Origin of the sequence: Microbacterium sp. NIBRBAC000506063 (assembly GCF_017968845.1) — a bacterium.
In the GTDB taxonomy this organism is placed as follows: domain Bacteria; phylum Actinomycetota; class Actinomycetes; order Actinomycetales; family Microbacteriaceae; genus Microbacterium.
Genome location: NZ_CP072876.1, coordinates 1,222,399 through 1,244,926, shown reverse-complemented (window position 1 = coordinate 1,244,926; position 22,528 = coordinate 1,222,399). Strand labels below are relative to the sequence as shown.

The 22,528-nt window shown below is 69.3% G+C and carries 25 protein-coding genes and 7 pseudogenes; 7 read left to right on the top strand and 25 right to left on the bottom strand.

The genetic code is table 11. The annotated features are described in order from the left end of the window. Positions 1-87: 87 nt before the first annotated feature. The 16 genes and pseudogenes from KAE78_RS07165 to ald all read right to left on the bottom strand — a co-directional run bounded on the left by KAE78_RS07165 (position 88) and on the right by ald (position 13,673). Positions 88-810, bottom strand: coding sequence for a DNA-3-methyladenine glycosylase (locus KAE78_RS07165; RefSeq protein WP_223172305.1), 723 nt, complete (start codon positions 808-810; stop codon positions 88-90). Next, positions 807-1,370 carry a hypothetical protein gene (locus KAE78_RS07160; protein WP_223172304.1) on the bottom strand — a complete coding sequence of 188 codons (564 nt, stop codon included), beginning with the start codon at positions 1,368-1,370 and terminating at the stop codon, positions 807-809. The genes KAE78_RS07165 and KAE78_RS07160 overlap by 4 nt, the downstream gene beginning before the upstream one ends. Beyond that, positions 1,367-1,720 (bottom strand): hypothetical protein, encoded by a 354-nt coding sequence (locus tag KAE78_RS07155; protein WP_223172303.1) that lies wholly within the window; start codon positions 1,718-1,720, stop codon positions 1,367-1,369. The genes KAE78_RS07160 and KAE78_RS07155 overlap by 4 nt, the downstream gene beginning before the upstream one ends. Before the next feature lie 98 nt (positions 1,721-1,818). Then, positions 1,819-2,133, bottom strand: coding sequence for an Ig-like domain-containing protein (locus KAE78_RS07150; RefSeq protein WP_223172302.1), 315 nt, complete (start codon positions 2,131-2,133; stop codon positions 1,819-1,821). A gap of 326 nt (positions 2,134-2,459) precedes the next feature. After that, positions 2,460-2,672: a hypothetical protein gene (locus tag KAE78_RS07145; RefSeq protein ID WP_223172301.1), complete on the bottom strand. Its 213-nt coding sequence runs from the start codon at positions 2,670-2,672 to the stop codon at positions 2,460-2,462. Between the two features lie 300 nt (positions 2,673-2,972). After that, a complete protein-coding gene (locus tag KAE78_RS07140) occupies positions 2,973-3,314 on the bottom strand; it encodes a hypothetical protein (RefSeq protein ID WP_223172300.1) in 342 nt (113 codons plus the stop codon). Then, positions 3,307-4,265 (bottom strand): annotated as a pseudogene (locus KAE78_RS07135) (permease). Before KAE78_RS07135 ends, KAE78_RS07140 begins: the two are co-directional and overlap by 8 nt. 62 nt (positions 4,266-4,327) lie before the next feature. Then, positions 4,328-4,762 (bottom strand): Fur family transcriptional regulator, encoded by a 435-nt coding sequence (locus KAE78_RS07130; protein ID WP_223172299.1) that lies wholly within the window; start codon positions 4,760-4,762, stop codon positions 4,328-4,330. Positions 4,763-4,772: 10 nt separating this feature from the next. Next, a pseudogene (locus KAE78_RS07125) lies at positions 4,773-5,639 on the bottom strand (metal ABC transporter permease). A 16-nt stretch (positions 5,640-5,655) separates the two neighbouring features. Further along, positions 5,656-6,488, bottom strand: a pseudogene (locus tag KAE78_RS07120) (metal ABC transporter ATP-binding protein). A gap of 25 nt (positions 6,489-6,513) precedes the next feature. Further along, a complete protein-coding gene (locus tag KAE78_RS07115; RefSeq protein WP_223172298.1) occupies positions 6,514-7,581 on the bottom strand; it encodes a metal ABC transporter solute-binding protein, Zn/Mn family in 1,068 nt (355 codons plus the stop codon). Positions 7,582-7,845: 264 nt separating this feature from the next. Next, positions 7,846-9,198: a dihydrolipoamide acetyltransferase family protein gene (locus KAE78_RS07110; RefSeq protein WP_411156002.1), complete on the bottom strand. Its 1,353-nt coding sequence runs from the start codon at positions 9,196-9,198 to the stop codon at positions 7,846-7,848. A gap of 25 nt (positions 9,199-9,223) precedes the next feature. Beyond that, positions 9,224-10,187, bottom strand: a pseudogene (locus KAE78_RS17515) (alpha-ketoacid dehydrogenase subunit beta). An 11-nt stretch (positions 10,188-10,198) separates the two neighbouring features. After that, positions 10,199-11,457, bottom strand: a pseudogene (locus tag KAE78_RS07100) (thiamine pyrophosphate-dependent dehydrogenase E1 component subunit alpha). Further along, positions 11,393-12,475, bottom strand: coding sequence for a histidinol-phosphate transaminase (locus KAE78_RS07095; protein ID WP_223172297.1), 1,083 nt, complete (start codon positions 12,473-12,475; stop codon positions 11,393-11,395). Before KAE78_RS07095 ends, KAE78_RS07100 begins: the two are co-directional and overlap by 65 nt. A gap of 83 nt (positions 12,476-12,558) precedes the next feature. After that, positions 12,559-13,673: pseudogene (gene ald / locus KAE78_RS07090) on the bottom strand (alanine dehydrogenase). A 124-nt stretch (positions 13,674-13,797) separates the two neighbouring features. Between ald and KAE78_RS18545 the strand changes: the two are divergent. From KAE78_RS18545 to KAE78_RS07070, 5 genes are read left to right on the top strand one after another with little or no spacing between them, the layout of a single operon-like run. Continuing rightward, complete coding sequence (locus KAE78_RS18545) at positions 13,798-13,947, top strand: winged helix-turn-helix transcriptional regulator (RefSeq protein WP_317451892.1); 150 nt, start codon at positions 13,798-13,800, stop codon at positions 13,945-13,947. Continuing rightward, on the top strand, positions 13,944-14,291 hold the full coding sequence (locus KAE78_RS07085; protein WP_317451891.1) for an Lrp/AsnC family transcriptional regulator: 348 nt from the start codon (positions 13,944-13,946) through the stop codon (positions 14,289-14,291). The genes KAE78_RS18545 and KAE78_RS07085 overlap by 4 nt, the downstream gene beginning before the upstream one ends. A gap of 52 nt (positions 14,292-14,343) precedes the next feature. Continuing rightward, entirely contained in the window at positions 14,344-14,550 is a 207-nt protein-coding gene (locus KAE78_RS07080) for a ribbon-helix-helix protein, CopG family (protein ID WP_223172296.1), read from the top strand. Positions 14,551-14,554: 4 nt separating this feature from the next. Then, positions 14,555-14,911, top strand: a complete 357-nt coding sequence (locus KAE78_RS07075) for a type II toxin-antitoxin system death-on-curing family toxin (protein WP_223172295.1) — start codon at positions 14,555-14,557, stop codon at positions 14,909-14,911. Positions 14,912-14,932: 21 nt separating this feature from the next. Next, entirely contained in the window at positions 14,933-15,334 is a 402-nt protein-coding gene (locus KAE78_RS07070; RefSeq protein ID WP_223172294.1) for a phage holin family protein, read from the top strand. Here the strand turns inward: KAE78_RS07070 and KAE78_RS07065 are convergent. From KAE78_RS07065 to KAE78_RS07055, 3 genes and pseudogenes are all read right to left on the bottom strand, one after another. Further along, positions 15,331-16,329: pseudogene (locus tag KAE78_RS07065) on the bottom strand (IS481 family transposase). The gene KAE78_RS07070 and the pseudogene KAE78_RS07065 sit on opposite strands and share 4 nt — an antisense overlap. 97 nt (positions 16,330-16,426) lie before the next feature. Then, the gene (locus KAE78_RS07060; RefSeq protein WP_223172293.1) at positions 16,427-17,071 is read right to left on the bottom strand and encodes a hypothetical protein; all 645 of its coding nucleotides are present in this window, start codon (positions 17,069-17,071) and stop codon (positions 16,427-16,429) included. Between the two features lie 277 nt (positions 17,072-17,348). After that, complete coding sequence (locus KAE78_RS07055) at positions 17,349-17,924, bottom strand: hypothetical protein (protein WP_223172292.1); 576 nt, start codon at positions 17,922-17,924, stop codon at positions 17,349-17,351. Between the two features lie 172 nt (positions 17,925-18,096). Here KAE78_RS07055 and KAE78_RS07050 point away from each other — a divergent pair, with 172 nt between their 5' ends. Both KAE78_RS07050 and purB read left to right on the top strand, forming a co-directional pair. Next, positions 18,097-18,606, top strand: a complete 510-nt coding sequence (locus KAE78_RS07050) for a low molecular weight protein-tyrosine-phosphatase (RefSeq protein ID WP_223172291.1) — start codon at positions 18,097-18,099, stop codon at positions 18,604-18,606. Beyond that, the gene (purB, locus tag KAE78_RS07045; protein ID WP_411156001.1) at positions 18,542-20,002 is read left to right on the top strand and encodes an adenylosuccinate lyase; all 1,461 of its coding nucleotides are present in this window, start codon (positions 18,542-18,544) and stop codon (positions 20,000-20,002) included. Before KAE78_RS07050 ends, purB begins: the two co-directional genes overlap by 65 nt. 12 nt (positions 20,003-20,014) lie before the next feature. Here purB and KAE78_RS07040 read toward each other — a convergent pair whose 3' ends face one another. The 6 genes from KAE78_RS07040 to KAE78_RS07015 all read right to left on the bottom strand — a co-directional run bounded on the left by KAE78_RS07040 (position 20,015) and on the right by KAE78_RS07015 (position 22,520). After that, a complete protein-coding gene (locus KAE78_RS07040; RefSeq protein ID WP_223172290.1) occupies positions 20,015-20,440 on the bottom strand; it encodes a PIN domain-containing protein in 426 nt (141 codons plus the stop codon). A gap of 13 nt (positions 20,441-20,453) precedes the next feature. Next, positions 20,454-20,711, bottom strand: a complete 258-nt coding sequence (locus tag KAE78_RS07035; RefSeq protein WP_223172289.1) for a DUF6364 family protein — start codon at positions 20,709-20,711, stop codon at positions 20,454-20,456. A gap of 23 nt (positions 20,712-20,734) precedes the next feature. After that, positions 20,735-21,148: a hypothetical protein gene (locus tag KAE78_RS07030; protein WP_223172288.1), complete on the bottom strand. Its 414-nt coding sequence runs from the start codon at positions 21,146-21,148 to the stop codon at positions 20,735-20,737. Between the two features lie 381 nt (positions 21,149-21,529). After that, entirely contained in the window at positions 21,530-21,889 is a 360-nt protein-coding gene (locus KAE78_RS07025; RefSeq protein ID WP_223172287.1) for a hypothetical protein, read from the bottom strand. Then, on the bottom strand, positions 21,886-22,299 hold the full coding sequence (locus KAE78_RS07020; protein ID WP_223172556.1) for a hypothetical protein: 414 nt from the start codon (positions 22,297-22,299) through the stop codon (positions 21,886-21,888). The genes KAE78_RS07025 and KAE78_RS07020 overlap by 4 nt, the downstream gene beginning before the upstream one ends. Continuing rightward, on the bottom strand, positions 22,296-22,520 hold the full coding sequence (locus KAE78_RS07015) for a hypothetical protein (RefSeq protein WP_223172555.1): 225 nt from the start codon (positions 22,518-22,520) through the stop codon (positions 22,296-22,298). Before KAE78_RS07015 ends, KAE78_RS07020 begins: the two co-directional genes overlap by 4 nt. Positions 22,521-22,528 lie beyond the last annotated feature (8 nt).

Genomic DNA, 22,528 nt, shown 5'->3' with positions numbered 1-22,528 from the left:
CATCCGATCGCTCTGCCCGCCGGTCTCACTTGTTGCGACCTCCGGATCCCAGAGACCACAACAACTGAGACACCCACCGGGGCGGTCTCACAAGATGCGAGTCGGTGGCTGGGCAACCCGCAACAAGTGAGACCGGCGGGTCCGATCAGGCCGGGGAAGGCCCGGCCCGCGCCCCCAGCGGAACGGCGAGACCGAGCGGTCGCCGGGGATCCAGAACCGCCAGGGGAAGGCATCCGTTCCCGCGATGCCGGCGACGCCCACGCGCGGCCCGCGGGCCACCTCCGCAAGAGGCTCGCCGAGCCACAGCTCCGCCCGGGCACCGTCCCGCCACGCCCCGGTGACCGCATCGATCCCGTCATGGATCGGATGCCGCAGCCCCACCGCCTGTCCGAGACGACCCGGCCCACGGGCGAGGTCACGGCCGGAGCGGCCGGTGCGTCGCTCCGCGGCATCCGACCCCTCGACGACCCAGCCGGCACGCAGCAGGACTCCGCCCGCCTGCCCCGAAGGGCCGCACACCACGTTCACGCAGGAATGGATGCCGTGGCTCAGGTAGACGTAGAGATGCCCGGGCTCGCCCCACATCGTCGCGTTCCGGGCGGTCGGGCCGCTGCGGGCGTGCGAGCCGGGATCGGGAACGGGCCCCGTGCCCTTGCCGTGGTAGGCCTCGACCTCGGTGATGCGCAGGGCGACCTCTGACCCGTCCGCGACCACCGTGCGCAGAACGCCGCCGAGCAGGCGGGGTGCGACCTCGAGCGGCAGGTCGCTCAGGTCGTCACGCGTGGCGCGGCGCAGATCGGGTGCCGTCACTGCTCCGGGCCGAAGGCACACCACGAGATGTCCACGCCCGACAGCGCGACGAGCAGCTCGCCCGTGCGCAGGTCGAGCAGATGCGTCTCGACGCGCTCCGGCAGCGGCAGCAGCATGTCGTCGTAGTCGTTGTTGAGCAGGTCGGGGGCGACCGAGATCGCCACGTACTGACCGCTCGGCGAGGGGCACGCCTGCAGGATCGAGTCACCCTCGCCCACCTCGAGCAGAGGCGTGGCGGCGCCGTCGTCATCGACGCGCACGATCGCCTGACCGGTCGGCATGCCGATGTCGTCGCGCGCGATGATGTGCTGGGTCGTGCCGCCCGGGAACGCGGCGATCGCAACGGGGACGCCGTAGTCGGGATCGGATGCCGGAAACGCCGTCTCCTCGCCATCGGCCAGGTCGAGACGGAACAGGCTTCCGTCTGCACGCTCGATGATCGCCGTGTAGGTGCCACGCTCGACACCATGGATCGACAGCGCCGTGCCCATCGGACTCGGATCGGAATCGCTCGACCGATCGGCGACGAACAGCGTGCCGGAGAAGTCGATGAAGATCACCGAGGCCGTATCGGGAACGAACTGCCATCCGGCGATGTTCGCCGGCTCCTCCCCGACCTCGACGATCGACGGCTCCCCTCGCCCGACAGCGGCTGCGTCACCAGCACGCTCGCCCGCCCGGTCACCTCGGTGAGATCGCGGTCGCTGTAGACGAACCCGACGAGGCTGCCCCGATCGGAGACCTGCACCGCGCTGACGTAGCCGTCTCCGGGCAGGGCCAGCTCGCGCGGCTCGGAGCCGTCCTTGCCGATCACGAGCACCTTCGAGGCGTCGCCCTCCTCGACCACCACGACAAGCTGATCGCCCGTCTCCCGGAAGTCGTTGATGCGCTCATGCGTGAAGACCGGCACCGCCTGATCTCCCCCGAGCTCGGTGCGGAAGATCGTGTCGTCGCCGGCGGAGCGCTGCAGGAGGAAGACCTCGGATGCCGGGGTCGTGAACGTCGTGGTCAGATCGGATGCCGGACCCCTCCGATCCCGCTGACCCCCGCCACCGTCACGGTGTACTCGGTGGCGTCGTCGAGGGGAACGGTGAAGCGCACCCCGACGTTGCGGCCGGTGGCGTCGACGGTGAAGGGGATCTCGGGGGTGACGGTGACCTGCTCGGCGTCGATGGCCTCGAGCGGCTGATTGGCGGTGAGGATCACCCGACTGCCGGAGAGGACGATCGCCTCGGCGGGGTCGACCTGCACCTCCGACAGGCGCGGCCCCTGGGTGAGGCTGATGACGGCGAGCGCGCCGCCGACGAGGGCGAGCACGGCCACGACCGCCGCGATCGTCAGCGTGAAGCGGCCGGAACGTCTTGTCGCAGCGACCTCCCCGGTCGCCCCGCGAGCGGAGCGAGACGAAACCCGGTGCGCGTCCGAGTCGGTGGTTGCGGCATCCGACTCGACGCCAGGGCGCTTCGACTCGTCGCCGCGCTCCTCGCGGGGCGACGAGGAGTGGACGCTATCGCCGGTCCACGGAGCCGCCCCGCGCCCCGCACCGGCTCGGGCGCCTCGGGAACCGTCGCGGCGAGGGCAGCCGCCTCCTGCGCCTCGCGCAGCGCGCGCATCTCCGCGCGGGTGCGCGGCGCCGGCTGATCCGTCCCTCAGTACTCATAGGGGTCCCCCGGTTCCGGGACGGCGACGACCGACGACGGCTCGATCGCGAGCGAACCGTCGGCAGAGACCCGGACGGTCCCCTCGACCTCGACCCAGTCGCCGACGGCCCAGTCACCCTCCCACACGTCGACCGTGACGGGCACGGCGGCGGGCTGCGCGTCGATGACGCAGTGGGTGATGACCATGCGGGTCAGGCGCATCTCGTCGGGGTTCTCGCCCGAGGGGTGACGAAGCCGGTGAGCGTGACCTGCTCGCCGTCGTAGTTCTCCGGGCGGGTGGCGCTGGCGAACACGGTCGACCAGTCGCCGATGCCGAAGGTGCTCGTGTCGGCCTGACCGAGGGTGACGTTGTCCGAGCCGGCGAACAGCGTCCCCGCCCCGTGTCGCGCGACATGGCGAGGTCGACCGACAGCGAGGCCGGCGGCAGCACGAGCGCCAGGACGACGAAGACGGATGCCGCAACTCCAGCGATCGCGATCCCGGTGCGGGCCAGGAGGCGCTTCACCGCGCCGCTTGTCCTGAGCAAGGCCTGCGCAGCGGGCCGCGTCGAAGGGTCCGGCTCCCCGTGGTCGTGATCGTGGTCGTCCTCCGCGCCCAGGGCAGCGTGAAGGTCCAGACCGTGCCGATGATCGTCACGACCGCCGCCGCGGACGCGAACCACACCGTCTCGGGGGCGATGTAGAGGGTGAGGCGACCGGTGAGGGCGAGCACGAGGGTCGTGACCGACAGCAGGGTCGCCAGTCCTGCCCCGAGCCACCGGGTGACCAGGGAGCGCCGGACCCTTCGACGCGACCCGCTGCGCAGGCCTTGCTCAGGACGAGTGACCGCCGAGTGCTCAGACAAAGACGTTCACCCCGATCCCGATCGCGAAGGAGCTCAGCAGGACGACGGCCACGACGCCGACGAGCGTGCGGGTCGTGAAGGTCGTGCGCAGCAGGGCGAGCATCTTGATGTCGACGAGCGGGCCCACCAGGAGGAAGGCGACGATCGCGCCGGGAGAGAAGGTCGCCGCGAACGACAGGGCGAAGAAGGCGTCGACGTTCGAGCAGATCGCCACGACCATCGCCAGCGCCATCATCGCCACGATCGACAGCACCGGGTTCGAGCCGATCTCCAGCAGCACGTCGCGCGGCACGAGCACCTGCACGGCCCCGGCGAGGGCCGAGCCGATCACGAGGGCCGGCATGACCGCGCGCAGCTCGACGAGGAACTGGGTGAGGCTGCGGCGGGTGGGCGTGCCGTACTCGTGGGAGACGCGCTCGCAGGTCGCGATGAAGCGCTGCGTGAGGATCGCGTCGGGATCCGGATGCTTCGAGTAGATCCACCCGATGAGGTTGGCGATCACGTAGCCGCCGACGAGGCGGGCGACGAGGATGCCCGCATCCCAGCCGAACGCCGCGTGCGTGGTGATGATCACGATCGGGTTGACGATCGGCGCCGCCATGAGGAAGGTCATCGCCTCGGCCGGGGCGAGACCGCGCATCATCAGGCCGCGGGCGAAGGGCACGTTGCCGCACTCGCACACCGGGATCAGCATGCCCAGGAGCGAGAGCACCGCACGGCGCCCCAGGCGTTTTTGGGCAGCCAGCGGTGGATAAGATCGGGCGGCAGCCAGACCTGCACGACGATCGAGAGCACGACGCCGAGCACCACGAAGGGCAGCGCCTCGATGAGCACACTGAGACTGAGCGTCAGCCCGTCCTGCGCGCGGTTGGACAGGCTCACGTCGTACAGCGCCGGCGCGAACAGATCGATGAGCACGAGCACGGCGATGAAAGCCAACCCGATCGCGATGCCCACGGCGGGGGAACGGCGCGGCTGCGGCGAGTGGTGCGTATGCCGGGTCGCGGTCGAGGTCACTCGCCGGCTCCGTTCCGCGCGGCATCCGATGCGGCACGGTCACGCTCGTTCGCGCAGGGCGTGCACAGTCCGAAGATGTCGACGACGTGCTGGGCGTCCTGGAAGCCGTGCAGGCCCGCCGTACGTCGCGCCCACTGCTCGACCTCCGAGGCCTCGATCTCGACCGTCAGCCCACAGTTCCGGCAGATCAGGTGGTGATGGTGGCCCTGCGTCGTGCAGGCCCGGTAGAGCGCCTCGCCCTCGGGGCTCTGGAGCGTGTCGGCGTCGCCGGCGGTCGCCAGGCTCGCGAGCGCGCGGTAGACCGTCGCAAGTCCGATGCCCGTCTGGGCCTCGCGGAGGGTCGCGTGCAGGGTCTGCGCGCTCACGAAACCGCGCGCATCGGCGAGCGCCTCCCGCACCCGCTCGCGCTGCCAGGTGTTGCGCTGAGCCATGGTGACGAGTCTAGGCCGCGCGGCTTGTCGTCGGCTGGGTGCGGCGCGTGACGCGATTCCGGCGACGCTGGAGCAGCCAGCAGCCGATGTAGATGAGGAAGGAGATCGTGGTGATGTACGGGCTCACCGGGAGCGTGCCGGCCAGGGCGAGCATGATCCCGCCGACGGCAGAGACGAAGCCGAACGTCGCCGCCAGCAGCGGCACGGCGACGGGGCCGGCCGCCACGCGCATCGCGGCGGCGGCCGGGGTCACCAGCAGCGCCATGACCAGCAGCGCGCCGATGATGTGCACGCTCACCGCGACGATGAGTCCGAGCAGCACCATGAACGCCAGGCCCACGGCGCGCGTGGGCACCCCCGGGCGGCGGCCGACTCCGGATCGAGCGAGGCGAAGCGCAGCGGGTTCCACATGAGCAGGATCCCCGCCAGCACGAAGAGACTGATCGCGATGAGCCAGCCGAGGTCGGGCGACGACACCGACACGATCTGACCGGTCAGCAGGCTGAACTTGTTCGCGCTGCGGCCGTCGTAGAGCGAGAGGAACAGGATGCCCAGACCCAGCCCGAAGGGCATGAGCACCCCACGACCGAATTGCGGTCGCGGGCCCGCGCCCCCAAGATGCCGATGAGGATCGCCGCCGCGAGCGCGCCCCCGATCGAGCCGGCCACGACGCTCCCGCCGAACAGCAGCGCCGCCGCCGCCCCGCGAACGACAGCTCGCTCACGCCGTGCACCGCGAAGGCCAGGCCGCGCTGCATGACGAAGACGCCGACGAGGCCGCCCACGAGGCCGAGCACGGCGCCCGCGATGATCGAGTTCGACAGCAGCGCCACGAGCGCGCCGTAGTCCTGGAACGAGAACACGTCGCTCCAGTCCAGGAGGGCCGGATGTCACTCATGCGACGCCTCCGTGATGGTCATGATCGTGATCGTGGTGGGGCTCGGCATCCGGGACCCCCACGACCACGAGCCGGTCGCCGGCACGCAGGACGAACACCGGCGCCCCGTAGAGATCGGTGAGGACCCGCGTCTGCAGCACCTCGTCGGGGGTGCCGAGCAGGAACCGTCCGCCCGCGAGATACAGGATGCGGTCGACGCGGCCGAGGATCGGGTTGATGTCGTGCGTGACGAACAGCACCGCCGCGCCGCGCTCGCGCCGCTGCCGGTCGATGATCTGGGTGACCCCTGCTGGTTGGCGAGGTCGAGGTTGGACAGCGGCTCGTCGCACAGCAGCAGGCTCGGGTCGTCGGCGAGCGCCTGCCCGACGCGCAGTCGCTGCTGCTCGCCACCGGAAAGGAGGCCCACGCGACGATCGGCGTAGTGGGCGGCGCCGACGTCGTGCAGCAGTTCGTCGACGCGTGCATGGTCGCCCCGGCGCGGGATCGGCAGCCCGAACCGCGGGCCCTGCAGACCGAGTGCCACGACGTCGCGTGCGCGCAGACTCGTGTCGGCCGCGAAGGGCCGCTGCTGCGGGATGTAGCCGATGCGCGGATTGCCGCGCCGCACCGGCGCACCGGCGACGCGGATGCTGCCGGCGCTGAGATCCTGCATCCCGAGGATCGTGTGCAGGAGGGTCGTCTTTCCCGAACCGCTCGGGCCCAGAACCGCGATGAACTCGCCGGGCTCGACGGCGAGGTCGAGCCCGGACCAGAGTTCCCGGTCGCCGCGGTGCAGGGAGGCACCGCGGATGTCCAGCACCGGCGCGCCCGAAGCGGGCGACGCGCTCACGACCGGAGTGCGGCGGCGAGGTCTGTCATCGCGTCACGCATCCACTCAGCGTACGACGATCCGTCCTCGAGCAGCTCCGTGAAAGCCACGATCGGCACACCCGCGGCCTCGGCGGCGGCCTCGACGCGGTCGGTCTCGGGCCCACCGGTCTGCGCATTGGTGAGCAGAACCTTGACATCGCCGTCCTCGATCTCGTCGAGCGCGGCGAGCAGAGTCGCGGGAGCGACGTCGCTGCCCTCCTCGACGGCCGAGGCGAATCCGTCGGGGCATGGTCGACGAGCCCGAGCGCCTCGGCGAGGTAGCCGGGCAGGGGTTCGGTGATGAAGACCCCTGTGCCCGCGAACTCCTGGTGCAGCGTCTCCTGCTCGGCCTCGATCGCCTCCAGCTCGTCGATCAGCGCGGCCGCGGCCGCCTCGAACTCGGCCTCACCGGCGGGTTCGATCTCACCGAGCTCCTCGGCGATCGCCTCGACGACGTGGACGATCGTGTGGACGTCGAACCAGATGTGCTCGTTGAAGCCCTCGATGTGGTTGTGGCCCTCGTGGTCGTCGTGGTCATCGGCGTGCTCGTCTTCAGCATGCTCGTCGTCGTGATCATGGTCATCGCCGTGATCGTGGTCGTGCTCTTCGTCGGCGTGATCATCGTGGTCGTGATCGTCGCCGTGCTCCTCGTCTTCGTGATCGTGGTCGTCGGCGTGCTCTTCATCGTGGCCGTGGCCGTCTTCGCCCGGGTAGTCGTGCGAGAACTCGACGGCGGTGATGACGTGGGCCGCTGCACCCTCGCGCAGCGTCTCCATGAAGTGGTCGTATCCGCCGCCGTTCTCGATGACGAGCACGGCGTTCTGCACGGCGAGGCGGTCACGGGCGGTCGCCTCGTAGGAGTGCGGGTCCTGCGTCGCGGAGGTGATGATCGAGGTCACCTCGACGCGGTCGCCGCCGACCTGCTCGACGAGAGAGCCGTAGACGTTGGTCGAGGCGACGACCTGGATGAGGTCGCTCCCGGGATCGCTCCCCTCGGCGGCGGGCGAGGAGCAGCCCGCGAGGACGAGAGCGGATGCCGCGGCGACGGCAAGGGCAGTGATCGGTCGCTTCATGCGATCCACTCTACACGATAATGAGAACCGTTCTCATCAACTGGCAACGCGAACTCACCCCCACCGCCAACTCCTCGACAGGCGTTGTCGCCTGCGCGCCATTCGAGTGACAACACCTGTCGAGGAGTTGGGCATGAGACGAAGGAAGTGACGCCAAGACATACGCGATGGAACGCTGGGATACCGCTTCGATGTCGCCGACTCCTCAGCGGGTGCCCACAATGCCGGTCCGGCACTCAGCCGGGCAGCCCCATGAGCGCGGACTCAGTCGACCAGCAGCGCCGGCTCCTCCAGCACGGATGCGACGTCCGCGATGAACCGGCTCATGCCGTCGCCGTCGACGACCCGGTGGTCGAACGACCCGGCGACGGTGGTCACCCAGCGGGGGCGCACCTCGCCGTCGACGACCCACGGCTTCTGGCTGATGGTGCCCAGGGCGACGATCCCGGCCTCACCCGGGTTGATGATCGGCGTGCCGGCATCCATCCCGAACACGCCGATGTTGGTGATGGTGATCGTGCCGCCCTGCTGGTCGGCGGGAGTGGTCTTGCCCTCGCGCGCGGTGTGGGTGAGGTTCTGCAGCGCGGTGGCGAGCTCGCGCAGGGAGAGATCCTGCGCGTCCTTGATGTTCGGCACGAGAAGTCCGCGCGGGGTCGCGGCGGCGATCCCGAGGTTCACGTAGTGACGCACCGAGATCTCGGCCCCGCCGTCGGTGTCGATCCAGGCGGCGTTGACCATCGGCGTGCGGCGCACGGCCCAGATCACGGCGCGGGCCATGATCAGCAGCGGCGACACCTTGACATCGGCGAAATCGGGCGAGGTCTTCAGGCGACGCACCAGCTCCATCGTGCGACTCGCGTCGACGTCCTTCCACACGGTCACGTGAGGAGCCGAGTAGGCGCTCTGCACCATGGCCGAGGAGGTCGCCTTGCGCACGCCCTTGACCGGGATCGACTCCGAGCGGGCCGGATCGGCCGGCGTCAGGCCCCGGGCGAGCCCCACGGGCTGGGCCGGTCGCGGAGGCACGGTCTCCTCACGCACGTTCCCCCACTCGGGGGTCTGGATGTTGCGGAACACGCTCTCCTGCGACGCCTGACTCATGACGTCCTCGCGGGTGACCTCGCCGTCGGCGCCGGTCGGGGTGACATCGGCGAGGTCGACGCCGAGGTCGCGGGCGAGCTTGCGGATCGGCGGCTTGGCGAACACCTTGGCGGAGGCCCGCACCGGCCGCTGGGGCGTCTTGCGGCGTCGCGAGGTCGCCCCGCCGCCCGAGCCGTAGCCGACGAGCACGGCGCCGCCGCCCTCGTCCTCAGGGGCGGATGCCTCGCCCGGTTGCTGAGCCTGTCGAAGCGCAGGGACCGGAGTGTCGGATGCGGCATCCGACACGAACGTGATGATCGGCGCACCGACCTCGACCGTCGCGCCCTCGGCGGCGAGCAGCTCGCCCACGGCGCCGGCGTAGGGCGAGGGCAGCTCGACGAGCGACTTCGCGGTCTCGATCTCGACGAGGACGTCGTTGACCGCGACGGTGTCGCCCGGGGCGACGCGCCAGTTCACGATCTCGGCCTCGGTCAGTCCTTCGCCGACATCCGGGAGGTGGAAGGTCTCGGTGCTCATGGCGGTCCTTTCGAGAGCGGGTTTCTCAGTAGGCCAGTACCCGGTCGACCGCTTCGAGGATGCGGTCGGGTCGGGCAGGTAGACGGACTCGAGCTTGGCGGGCGGGAACGGCACGTCGAATCCCGACACCCGCAGCACGGGCGCCTCGAGCGAATAGAAGGCGCGCTCCATCACGGTCGCCGCGACCTCACTGCCCAGGCTCGTGAAGCCGGGGCCTCCTGCGCGTAGACCATGCGGCCGGTCGAGCGCACTGAGTCGAGGATCGGGTCGTAGTCGATCGGCGACAAGGAGCGCAGATCCACGACCTCGCAACTGGTCCCCTCGGCCTCGGCGAGCGTCGCCGCCTGCAGCAGGGTCGTGACCATCGCGCCGTGGCCGACGAGGGTGACGTCGGTGCCCTCCCGGGCGACCCGGCTCGCGTGCAGCGGAAGGGCAGGGGCCTCGAAGGAGACCTCTCCCTTCTGCCAGTAGCGGCTCTTGGGCTCGAGGAAGACGATCGGATCGTTCGAGCGGATCGCATCCTGGATCATCCAGTAGGCGTCGTTGGGCGTCGAGGGCGACACGACCCGGATGCCGGGGGTGTGCGTGAAGTACGCCTCGGGGCTCTCCTGGTGATGCTCGACCGCGCCGATGTGCCCACCGTAGGGGATGCGGATCACAACCGGGAAGGGCACCTTGCCGTCCAGGCGCGAGGTGAGCTTGGCCAACTGCGTGGTGATCTGGTCGAAGGCGGGGAACACGAAGCCGTCGAACTGGATCTCGCACACCGGCCGGTAGCCGCCCAGCGCCAGACCGATCGCGGTGCCCACGATGCCCGACTCCGCCAGGGGGGTGTCGAGCACCCGCTGTGGCCCGAAATCGCGGTGCAGGTGCTCGGTGATGCGGAACACGCCGCCGAGCGGACCGATGTCCTCACCCATGAGGATGACGCGGTCGTCGTCCTCCATCGCCTTGCGGAGCCCGGCGTTGAGGGCACGGCTGAAGGGCATCGTCTCGAGGGTCAATTGACACCTCCGGTCCCTGTGCTTCGACCAGGCTCAGCAACCGGGGTCGAAGGGTCGAACGACGCCTCGTACTCGGCGAGCCAGGCGCGCTGCTGGTCCATGAGCGGATGCGGCTCGCTGTACACGTGGGCGAACATGCTGTCGGCGGCGGGCGTCGGGAGCGCCAGCGTGCGTGTGCGGAGGTCCTCCGCGGCATCCGCCGCCTCCTCCTCGACCGACGAGAAGAGGTCGGATGCCGCACCGCGCCCTCGAGGTAGGCCCGCATGCGCGTGATCGGGTCGCGCTGCGCCCACGACTCCTCTTCGTCGCTGCCGCGGTACTTGGTGGGATCGTCACTCGTCGTATGCGCACCCTGACGATAGGTGATCGCCTCGATCGCGCGGGGTCCGCCACCGGCGCGCGCCTCATCGAGCTGCGTACGGGTGACGGCGTAGCTGGCGAGCACATCATTGCCGTCGAGCTGGACGCTCGGGATGCCGTAGGCGTACCCGCGTCGCACGAGCGGCACCTTCGACTGGGTCGAGACCGGGACCGAGATCGCCCACTGGTTGTTCTGCAGGAAGAAGACCTGCGGCACGTTGTAGCTGGCGGCGAAGACCATCGCCTCGTGCACATCGCCCTGGCTGGAGGCGCCGTCGCCGTAGTAGACGATGACGGCCGCATCGTGGTCGGGGTCGCCCGTGCCCTGCTTGCCGTCGAAGACGAGGCTCATGCCGAAGCCGGTCGCGTGCAGCGTCTGCGACCCGAGCACGAGCGTATAGATGTGCGTGTTGCCGTTCTTCGGGTCGGTGGGATCCCAGCCGCCGTGCGAGAGCCCGCGCATGACACGGATGATGTCCACCGAGTCCACACCCCGGATGCGGGTGACGGCATGTTCCCGGTAGGAGGGGAAGAGGTGGTCCTGCGCCCGGGCGGCGCGGGCCGAGCCGACCTGGGCTGCCTCCTGTCCGCGGCTCGGCGGCCAGAGGGCGAGCTGCCCTTGCCGCTGCAGGTTGGTCGCCTGGGTGTCGATGGCGCGGATCACGACCATGTCACGATAGAACTGCTCGAGGTCGGCGTCCGTGAGCGCCTCGATCAGGGGCAGATACTCTTCGGCGGCCGCGGTGGGCGCGTAGCTCCCGTCCGCTTCCAGGATGCGCACGAGTGCGGGCTCTGACGACGTCACCTTCTCCACGCTACCGAACGGGGCTTCAGTTGCTCTGGAGGGTACGGACAACGGATTCGGCGACGCGTAGGACTTTCTCCACCGATTCATGCTCTCCGACGGATATACGCACCCCGTCTCCGGCGAAGGGACGGACGATGAGCTCGGCCGCCTCGAAGGCCGCCGCGACGTCCGCGGTGCGCTCGCCGGCGGGCAGCCAGACGAAGTTCCCCTGCGCCTCGGGCACATCCCAGCCCTGGGCGCGCAGACCCTCGACGAGAGCCGTGCGGCGCTCGACGACCACCGCGACGCGGGCACGCAGCTCGTCCTCGGCGTCGAGGCTCGCGAGCGCGGCATGCTCGGCGGCGGCGGTCACCGACAGCGGGATCCCGGTGCTGCGAGCCGCGTCCAGCACCCTCTTGTGCCCGATCGCGTAGCCGACGCGGAGTCCGGCAAGACCCCAGGCCTTGGAGAAGGTGCGCAGCACGACGACGTTCGGATGCCGCTCGAAGACGCGCTCGGCCAGGCCGTCGACGGCATCCGGGTCGGTGACGAACTCGGCATAGGCCTCGTCCAGCAGCACGAGGCAGTCGGCGGGTACCCGCGCGATGAACGCGTCGAACTCGGCGCTCGTGATGACCGGACCGGTCGGGTTGTTCGGCGTGCACAGCAGGATCACGCGGGTGTGGTCGGTCACGGCATCCGCCATCGCGTCCAGGTCGTGGCGGGAGTCCGCTGCCAGGGGAACCGGCACGGGCTTCGCTCCGGCGACGATCGGCAGCCAGGGGTAGGCCTCGAAGGAGCGCCAGGCGAAGACGACCTCGTCTCCGGACCCCGCGGCGGCGAGGACCAGCTGCTGCAGGATCGAGACGCTCCCGGCGGCGATGTGCACCTCGTCGGATGCCACGGAATACCGCTCCGCGAGCCGGGCGCGAAGGGCGCCGGCCGTCGCATCCGGATACCGGTTGATCGGAACGCCGCTCGTCAGCGCCTCGACCACCGAGGGCAACGGCTCGAAGGGGTTCTCGTTGCTGGAGAGCTTGAAGGCGTCGGGACCGGCCTGCTTGCCCTGCTGGTAAGCGGGGAGAGCCGCGATCTCGGGGCGGATGCGCACGGGGATGTCGGACATGGGACGAGTCTACGGATGCCGCGGGCTGTCGTCGCGGTCATCGCACGATCCCGCGCCCCCAGCAGGACGCCGCGGCCGACTGCTCAGACGCCGAGCGCCACCTCGATGCCGACGGACTCGAGCCCGAGCGCGGCCCCTACTCCCGCGTTGGTCAGCAGACCCGCACGGGTGCTCAGCCCCTTCGCCAGGCTCGGGTCCTCGCGCATCGCACGCTCCGCCCCCTTGTCGGCGAGCGCGAGCACATACGGAGCCGTCGCGTGCGTGAGCGCGGCCGTGGAGGTCTCCGGCACGGCGCCGGGCATGTTCGCCACGCAGTAGTAGAGCGAGTCGTGCACCCGGAAGGTCGGGTCGTCGTGGGTCGTGGGGCGGGAGCCCTCGAAGCATCCGCCCTGGTCGATGGCGATGTCGACGAGCACCGAGCCCGGCTTCATCGCGGCGACCATCTCGTCGGTGACGAGCTTGGGCGCCGCCGCCCCGGGATCAGGACCGAGCCGATCACCAGGTCGGCCTCGCGCAGGAGCTCGGCGATCGCGACATACGAGGAGTGCCGGGTCTGGATGCCGGGGATCTGCGCCTCGAGCTGACGCAGCCGCGGCAGGGAGATGTCGACGATCGTCACCTGGGCGCCGAGGCCGAGCGCGTTGCGTGCGGCGTGCTCGCCGGCGACTCCTCCGCCGATCACGACGACGTTCGCCTTGCGCGTGCCCGGCACGCCGCCGAGCAGCGTGCCGCGACCGCCGGCGGGACGCATGAGGTTGTAGGCGCCGACCTGGATGGACAGTCGGCCGGCGACCTCGCTCATCGGCGCGAGCAGCGGGAGGCTCCGATCGGGCAGCTGCACCGTCTCGTAGGCGATCGATGTCGTCCCGGCCTTCAGGAGGGCGAGCGTGAGGTCGCGTGCCGCGGCGAGGTGCAGGTAGGTGAAGAGCACCTGGTCGGCCCGCATCAGCGGGAACTCCTCGGCGATGGGCTCTTTGACCTTGAGCAGCAGGTCGCCGCGCTCCCAGACCTCGGCAGCGGATGCCGCGAGCTGTGCGCCGACGGCGGTGAACTCCTCATCGGTGATGCTCGACCCCTCGCCGGCGCCGCTCTGGATCACGACCTCGTGTCCGCGGCGCACGAGTGCGTCGACGATCTCGGGCGTGACGGCGACCCGGTTCTCGTTCGCCTTGATCTCGGTGGGGACTCCGACGCGCATGCTCGTCTCCTTCGCGCTGATGAAACAAGTGTGAAAGAAACATCGTCGTTATCGCTATACTTTCGAGGATTCTTCGATATCTCATCGAAATTCGGATGAATCATCAGTGCGAGGAGGAACATGCATGCCCGTGTCGAATGATTCATCAACACCGGCCTCGCTCGATGAGACCGATCTGCGGATCCTGGAGGTCCTCGCGGATGACGCGCGCATCACGAACGCGCAGCTCGCGAGCAAGGTCGGCATCGCCCTTCGACCGCGCACGCCCGAATGAAGACGCTCGTCGACAAAGGGGTCATCGCCGGGTTCGCCACCGTCGTCGACGAGCGCCGCCTCGGGCGTTCCCTGCACGCGCTCGTGGGAGTGACACTGCGCCCGGGCGCGCGCAAGGAGAGCATCGAGGACCTCGAGACCGAGGTGCGGCAGAGGCCCGAGGTCGTCCAGTCGTTCTTCATCGGCGGGAACGACGACTTCGTCATCCACATCGCCGTCTCCGACTCGTCCACCCTGCGCAAGTTCGTCGTCGAGCACATCTCCGGTCACCCGCGGGTGGCGTCGACGCGCACGAGCATCATCTTCGACTACTACCGCAGCTCGGTGGTCGCCTCCTTCGACTGAAGCGCCGCAAGCTCGAGGGATTGCTGGGGCCGCGCGGTGGTACCATTCTGGTATGGCCATGACGGTGCGGCTTCCGGCGGAACTCGATGCGAAGCTCGAGGAGATCGCGCGTGCGCGCCATACGTCGAAGCACGCGGTGCTGATCGAGGCGGCGACGCGATATGCGAACAGCGAGTCCAAGACCGAGCAGGTGCTGCGGATCGCCGATGAGATCGCCGAGCGCTACGCCGACACCATCACGCGCCTCGAAGACGCCTGACCTCGTGACCGAGTACATCGAGCCGGAGCAGGCGCGCGCCGTCGTCGACAAGCTGGGGCTTCACGTTCGCGACGAAGGGCTGCTCTATTCAGCGCTCGCCCGCCCCTCCGCGAGCATGTTCGGCGAAGACGCCTACCCGACGATCGAGGAGAAGGCAGCCGCACTCATCAGTTCGCTCGCTCACCCGCTCTTCGATGGGAACAAGCGTCTTTCGCTGTTCCTGACGTTCGCCTTCATCCGCCTCAACGGCTTCGAGCTGACCTTCACCAACGACGAGGCGTTCGACCTCGTACTCGCGGTCGCGCAGAGCCGCCTCGAACTGGGCGAGATCACCGAGGTCTTTCGCACGCACATCCGCTGACCGTGCGAGACTGAGACGACCATGCGATTCATCATCCGTGTCATCGTCAACGCCTTCGCCATCTGGGTCGTGACCCTCATCCCCACGCTCCAGGTCGGCATCACCGCCTTCGCGCCGGGCGAGACCCTGCAGCTCGTGCTAACGCTGCTCGCGGTCGCCGCGATCTTCGCCCTGGTCAACTCGATCATCGGCACGCTCATCAAGATCGTCGCCTTCCCGCTCTACATCCTGACCCTCGGGCTCATCTCCTTCGTGGTGAACGGGTTCCTGCTGTGGCTGACGGCGTGGATCACGGGCTTCTTCGGCTGGGGCCTGACCGTCGAGCACTTCGGCTGGGGGATCGTCGCGGCGCTGATCATCTCGATCATCAACGCCGTGTTCGGCTGGATCCTGCGCCCTCAGAAGAAGAAGGCGAAGCGCTAACTGTACTTCCCTGTGAGGTTGTGAACGCGGGCTGAGGGGGTTTGGCCGCCGATGCCGGTGTGGGGTCTGTGGTGATTGTAGTGATGCAGCCAGCGTTCGTAGGCTTCGGCTCGCTCGTCCTCGCTGGCGTAGGGCGCGGCGTAGGCCCATTCCGCGGCGAGGTGCGGTTGAAGCGTTCGACCTTCCCGTTGGTCTGTGGCCGGTAGGGCCGCGTCCACTTGTGCTTGACGGTGTCGCCGAGAGCGTCAGCGAACGCGTGCGATCGGTAGCAGGCGCCGTTGTCGGTCATCACCGCGGTCACGGTCACGCCGAGGCTCGTGAAGAAGGCGTTCGCGCGGGTCCAGAACGCTGCGGCGGTCTCCTTGCGCTCGTCGTCGAGGATCTCTGAGTACGCGACCCGGGAGTGGTCGTCGACGGCGTGATGCAGGTACCGGTAGCCGCGGGAGCCCGCCGCTCCCGCCCGGGCTGCCTGCCCCGGGCGACGCCGGCAGCCCGATCCTGCGGGGATCCTTTCCCGTGGACACGCCACCCGCCGCCATCGGGGATGCGGCCCTGCTTCTTGATGTCGACATGCACCAGCTGACCGGGTGCGGCGACCTCGTACCGCTTCGGCTTGGGCTTTCGGACCGGCAGCCCGGTGGCCTGGTCCAGGTGCGCCAGCAGCGGCATGCCATAGCGGGCCCGCACCCGGCCCACCGTGGACCGGTGCAGCCGCAGGTGGTACGCGATCTGGTGCGGCCCCCATCGGCGGCTGAACCGCAATGACACGATCCGCCGCTCCGTCTTCCGCGGCAGCCGACCGGGGACCTGCGCGGCTTCGAGCTGCGATCGGTCAGCGGCAGCCCTGCCCGATACCGGTCCGCCCACTTCTTCGCCGTCCCCGGCGAACACTGGAATCGTTCCGCGGCCCGCCGCAGCGACCATTTCCGATCAACGACGAGAACAGCAAGACGACGACGCCCCTCCGGCGTCAAAGGCGCGTTAGCGTGAGTCACGAAGACCTCCGTGGAATCCGATGTGAGGGTGGTACCCACATCGTCCCGGAGGTCTTCGCCCTACCTCAGCCGTTCACAACGTGTCGGGGAACTACATCTAGCGACCGGATGCCGCGGAGCCGCGATCGGCGTTCCGGGTCGTCGCGGCGAACTCCGTGGCCTGCACGGCGGTCGCCGACGTGAGCCTCGTCCACAACTGGTCGAGCGCCCCGAGACGAGCGTCGCCGGAGGCATCGAGCATCCCGGCCGTGTCCAGGTATCTCTCCAGGTGGTGCGGCGGAAGCGACAGATCGTGCAGTCCGTGCCCCGGGTCGCCCACCCTCTGCACCACCATGCTGTCAGGAGAGCCCGTTCCGGCCGGTGAGCCCCCTCCCGCCAAGCTGGAGACGATGTCGTCGGTGTGGCGCAGCTGCACGCTCAGGGTCGAATCCGGCAGAGCGGGCTCGACCGGGCTTCCCGCGGTGAGGACCGAGCGCACGTCGTACTCGCCCTCCATGCCGAGGCGTCCGGCGATCATCCCGCCCTGGGAGTGCCCGACGGCGTGAACGACTGCGCCCGGCTCCGCCCCGGCCGCCGAGAGCGCCTGCCGGACCGCCTCGTAGGACGCCGAGGCGTCGCCGAAGTAGAGGTCGAGGTTCGACGACATGTTCCAGGGGTCGTCGCCGGCCAGGCTGCGGGTGCCGGCGATGTAGACGACGAACTCCTCGGTACCGTCGGGCAGGGAGTACTTCTCGACCCGCACCTGCGCCTCCCCTCGGGGATGCGCGAGAACGTCTCGCGCGCACTCTTCGGCGCTTCCTTCGGCGATTCCGCGCGCGGAACCGCCGTCACCCGCACCGGCGGCGCCGCGCCGTCCAGGCGCGCACCCGGCGCGAGGGGGCTCCGCCCGTGACGATCGATGAGCCTCACCGTCCCGTACAGGAGCGCACGCACGGAGAACAGCGTGTGCAGACCGAGCAGCGACACACCCCAGGCCTGCTCGACCAATCCCGCGAAACGTTCGTCCTGCCACTGCGCGGTCAGGAGATCGGCGAGCGCCGCGGCATCCGGATCATCCGCTTCCCGCCGCGCAAGCTCCCGCGCCAGGAGCGTCGCCCCGCGCACGTCGCCCCCGCGCAGCACCGCGAGGTGTGCGCGCTGCTCGACGATCTCGTAGGCGTCGGCCATGAGCCGCACCCCGTGCACGTCTCCAGCAGCCTGTCGCTCGTGCCCAGGACCTCGCCGCGCAGCGCCCAGAGGGGGAAGGTCGCACCGAACCCCTCGGGCAGCCAGCGGAGGGCGTCCTGCGCGACGCCGAGATCGCGGGCGACGCCGTCGAGCCGGCTCACGGCATCCGTCAGCCGGGGCACGAGGTCGCGGAGGACCCCGGTGTCGACCGCGAGCGCACCGCCGTGGGAGATGTCGATCCGATCAGGCATAGGGACCCGAGGCGCACCCTGGAGCGCACTGTGGCTGCGCGCGATCTCCCGGTGCACCTCCGCAAGCCGCTCCTGCAGCGCACGCAGTCCGCGCGACGACCATTGCGTGTCGGCGATGAGCTGCTGCACCTGTGCCATGGCCGCCTCGAGTCCGTGCGCGGCATCCGTCATCGCCACGCGCGCCCTCTCCTGGGCGGCGATCGCGTCGGGAAGGGCATGTGCATCCCCCTATGCTGCTGACCCATGCTCCTCGCCCTCCCCTGCGCGCCCTCAGGATGAACAACTCGCCCGACTCGGCGAACTGTGCAGAAGAGGTTCCCCGCGGAGGAACGGTCGGCAGAATGGACGCATGACAGGCAGCGCCCCGTTCCGGGTGGTCTTCGTGTGCACCGGCAACATCTGCCGCTCCCCGATGGCCGAGGTCGTGTTCCGCGACCTCGCCGAGCATCAGGGGCTGGGCTCCGAGATCGTCTCGCGCAGCGCCGGCACCGGCGACTGGCACGTCGGCGAACGCGCCGACCAGCGCACGCTCGACGCCCTCCTCCGCCGAGGCTACGACGGCTCGCACCATCGGGCGAAGCAGTTCAGCGCCGCCTCCTTCGCCGAGAACGACCTCATCGTCGCCCTCGACCGCACCCATGAGCGGATCCTGCGCGAGTGGGCGCGCACAGAGGAGGACGAGGGCAAGGTGATCCTCCTGCTGTCGTTCGACCACGACGCGGAGGATCTGGACGTGCCCGACCCCTACTACGCCGACACGGAAACCTTCGACGAGGTGCTCGGTATGATCGAACGTGCGAGCCGCGGCCTTTTCCGTCAGCTCGAGCCTGCCATTCGGTCGCGTCACATCGGCGCCTGATCAGGAGGAATCCCCTGACTTCGCAGCCCGCCCTCCCCCTCAGCCCCTCAGCCCCCTCGACGGCCGTTACCGCGCCGCCGTCGCCCCGCTGGGCGACCACCTCTCCGAGGCCGGTCTGAACCGTGCGCGCGTGGAGGTCGAGGTCGAATGGCTGATCGCCCTGACCGACCGCGGGCTGTTCGGCACGGATGCGCTGTCGGATGCCGACAAAGAGCGTCTTCGCGGTCTCTACCGTGACTTCGGCCAGCCCGAGATCGACTGGCTCGCCGAGAAGGAGGCCGTCACGCGCCACGATGTGAAGGCCGTCGAGTACCTCGTGCGCGACCGGCTCTCGGCGCTGGGGCTCGACGAGGTCGCCGAGCTCACGCACTTCGCGTGCACGAGCGAGGACATAAACTCCGCCTCCTACGCGCTCACCGTCAAGCGCGCCGTCCTGGACGTGTGGCTGCCGGCACTGCGCGAGGTGATCGCGAAGCTGCGCGAGCTGGCCGCCGAGCACGCCGACGCCCCCATGCTCTCGCGCACCCACGGGCAGCCGGCGACGCCGACGACCATGGGCAAGGAGCTCGCCGTCTTCGCCTGGCGCCTGGAGCGGGTCGCCGAGCAGATCGCGGCATCCGAGTTCCTCGCGAAGTTCTCCGGGGCGACCGGCACCTGGTCCGCGCACCTCGCCGCCGACCCCGACGCCGACTGGCCGACGATCGCCCGCGAGTTCATCGAGGGCCTCGACATCGACTTCAACGAGTTGACTACCCAGATCGAGTCGCACGACTGGCAGGTCGAGCTCTACGACCGCGTGCGGCACGCCGGCGGCGTCCTGCACAACCTCGCCAGCGACATCTGGACCTACATCTCGCTCGGTTACTTCGCGCAGATCCCCGTCGCCGGCGCGACCGGCTCGTCGACGATGCCGCACAAGATCAACCCCATCCGTTTCGAGAACGCCGAGGCGAACCTCGAGATCGCCGGCGGCCTGCTCGCGACCCTGTCGCAGACCCTCGTGACCTCCCGCCTGCAGCGCGACCTGACCGACTCGACCACGCAGCGCAACATCGGCGTCGCCCTCGGCCACTCGCTCCTCGCGCTCGACAACCTGCGCCGCGGACTCGGCGAGATCTCGCTCTCGCGCGACGTGCTGCTGGCCGATCTCGACATGAACTGGGAGGTGCTCGGCGAGGCGATCCAGACCGTCGTGCGCGCCGAGGTCGTCGCCGGCCGCTCGACCATCTCCGACCCTTACGCGCTGCTCAAGGAGCTCACCCGCGGGCGGCGCGTGGGCGCTGCCGAACTCGCCGAGTTCGTGCAAGGACTCGAGATCGGCGAGGAAGCCAAGCAGCGCCTGCTCGCGCTGACGCCCGCCACCTACACGGGTCTCGCGGAGCGCCTGGCGACCTAACGCCGCTGTCTTTCACCCGAGAAACGGGTTGCGGATCTCGACTCCGGCGATGACCTGCCCGTGAGTGAGATCCTCTGTCCACAGCACCGAGCATCCCATCCGCTCCGCGCTGCGGATGATCGTCGCATCCCACAGCGATAGCTGCGCCGCGGCGGACAGTGCCGTCGCGGCGACGACGTCTTCGGCGACCGGCGAGTGCACCGGCCACCGGGAGAGCATCTTCAGGCGTGCGAGGGCGACGTCGGGCGTATACCCGCCGTGCCGCATCTTCCGACTCATCGTCACGTGGAACTCCAGCAGCACCTGCACACTGACGGCACCCCGTCGCGTCATGCCCACGTCTGCGACCAGGTTCCGCGCGATGTGGTGCCGTTCATCGGCGTCCGGTTCGTATGCGTGGACGAGGACGTTCGTATCCAAGAACTCCAGAGCAGGCATCCTCTGCCCGGCCTCAGCCTCTGCGATCGTAGAGCTCATCGCGCGTCCAGGTGATCTCACCCGAGAAGCCCGAGCCGAAACCCTGCTTCATCACCTCGACCTCGGCCGCCCACGCTTCGTCGTAGTCCGTCTCCATCGCGACGCGACTGCTGAGCATCTCGGCGACCATTGCGGAGATCGACGTGTCATGCGCCGCCGCGTACACCTTCGCCCGGCGGATCAGATCGGCAGGCAACGCGAGGGTGATGTTCCGCGTAGACATGTGAATCATGTGTAGCACCTATATATGTGCTCCTACAGATAGTCATCGGGATGCAGCTGGCGGATGCCCTGGGAGTGAAGCACGAACTGTGCACGCAACGGGATCTCGAGCAGTCGAGCCTCTTCGGCCATGGCCCGCCCCCAGCACCGGTCGGCGTCGGTGATCGCCGATCCGCCGATCCGCTCCCACACGAGCACCACGCTCTCATGACCGATCGCCTCGCGGATCAGCCCCATCCGATGCATGAGAAGGTGTGATTGAGACACGTCACCGAGGTCGCCCGTGGTCGTCATCGCCCGCGGATCCTCCGGATAGTCGTCCATAGGCATGAGAGGGTCGCCGAGACGCCCGAGTTCGTCGATGAACAGCAGCCACATCTGACGCCTGTTCGCGCGCAGCAGCAGCAGGTCAAGCAGCTCGCGCAGTTCGTCGTCGGTGGTCAGCACGCGTTCGCGTAAGGAGGTCTCTTCGTGTCGGCTCATGACGGCCAGCCTGGTCGAACGGCACCAGGCGCGGGACGGAAGAGACGGCAATGTGGACAGAATCCCGGATCTCGACTGCTGTGCAGAAAGAGTCGCCGGACGCGGGGCACCCATCCCTCGGGTCGTCGACCGGATCGGCGTCGTGTGCACGATGATGATCGGCACAGCGGTCACCCCCTCGGATTGATCGGCGCAGTCGCGATCACTGCAGTCGACCCGGCAGCAGGATGGGATGGCTGCTGGTCACCTGGGCGGTGCTGGGCCTGGGCACCTCCCTGATCGGCACGCCCTCACGCGGCGGCTGCGCACCAGCAGCGACGACCCGTCACATCGGCGGAGTACGCCTCAGGCCGAAGGCTCCTCCTCCGATGCGGCGTCGTCATCGGCATCCGAGCCCTCGCCCTCGGGGTCGTAGAGCACCGGGCGATCCACCTCGCGCGTGACCTGCGCCGGGTCGACCGCGAGCATGAGCATCGACAGCACCAGCAACGTCACGATGAAGGCGATACCGCCGATCACGAGCCCCAGCAGCACCGGAGGCATACCGGCATAGGTGCCCTCGGCGAGCGCGTCGTTCACGCGGACCGTGAACGCGCCCGTGGAGACGAGCGTGACGATCGCGGCGAAGACACCGGCGGCGCCGGCGATGCCGAGCAGGTGCAGCGGACGCAGCAGTTCCTTGCGGCTGGGCTTGTCTTCGGTCATGCAGGGCCTCCCTGATCGGCGGCCTCCGGTGCCTCGACCTGCGCCGGCGTGCGGCGGCGCGGTGAGAATCCGGCGATGGCCAGGTAGACGGCCACGATCGCCGCATAGGCGCCGAACATGCCGACGGCGAGGATGATGCCGGTGAGCGTGAAGCTGCCGGCCTCCTCGATCGTGTACACGAGTGAATAGGTCTGCGGGACCACCAGCACCGCGACCGCCAGCAGCAGCGTCGCGATGCCCACGGTCACCATGTCGCGCCCGGTCGGGTCGCCCGCACGACGGTTCCGGATGCCGGCGAGCAGCTCGACCAGCCCGCTGAGCGCGGCCCAGGAGATCACCACGACGAAGAACATCGTCGTCGAGCGCAGTGCCGGAATGCCCGAGGCGAGTCCGCCGAGGATCGCGATCACGCCGAGCAGGACGTAGTGCCAACGGCCCCCGCCTTCGCCGCGAGCCATGCCGACAGGAACATGATCAGCCCGGTGGCGATCGCGAACCCGCTGAACACCGCGAGACCGACCTCCGCCGAGTGGTCCGGCGAGAAGGTGATCATCAGCGCGGCGATCGCGGCCAGGGCGGCGCGGGCGAGCTGAACGTGGCGCACCGTGAAGGTGGCGGCGGGGGCAGGCATGGCGGTTC